At 39.3% G+C, this 615-nt stretch carries 1 protein-coding gene; it reads right to left on the minus strand.

The window, feature by feature from the left end; all coding sequences use genetic code 11:
- Positions 1-3 precede the first annotated feature (3 nt).
- Positions 4-615: transposase (locus PVK70_RS18870; RefSeq protein WP_274441719.1), on the minus strand; the 612-nt coding region annotated here is incomplete at its 5' end.

The following is a 615-nucleotide window of genomic DNA, read 5'->3' on the forward strand; positions in this document are numbered from 1 at the left end:
GGTTCATCGCGGCTTTCCGGGGAAAGCCGCTTTTATCTTCATAAAGAAATAGTCTGTATCTCTGTAGCCATACCCCATTCTTTTGATCAGCTTAATTTTGTTATTTATTCCTTCCAGTGTACATGTATTTAATCGATATAAAGCCGAACTAACAATTCCATGAAGGTATGGTTTTAACTTTCGTGCAAAACTGATTAATGGTTTGATCCCACTCTCATTTACCTGCTGCCACCATACATCCCATAGTTCTATTGCCTGCGTTTCTGAGTCACAATACCAGAGCTCTTTTAATTGTTCTCCTAGCAAATGAGTCACCATTAAATCGTGGTTTACCGAAAGTATTTCATCTAGATAACTCTGTTGATTTGCGTCTAGGTTGTCTCTATTTTTCAAAAGGATCCAGCGTGAACGCTTAATCCAACGACGAGCTTTTTTGTCTTCTTTGAGTTGATTCGCTTGATCTACCCTAACTCTATCCATTACCTCTCGTCCATATTTGGCTACCACATGAAAAAGATCGTATACAATACGTGCATTAGGGCAATGAGCTTTCACTTCGAGATCGAAAGCTGTATTCATATCCATAGCTACTGCTTCGATATTTTCGGCATGCTC

This window comes from Aliivibrio sp. A6 (assembly GCF_028765505.1).
GTDB lineage: Bacteria > Pseudomonadota > Gammaproteobacteria > Enterobacterales > Vibrionaceae > Aliivibrio > Aliivibrio finisterrensis_A.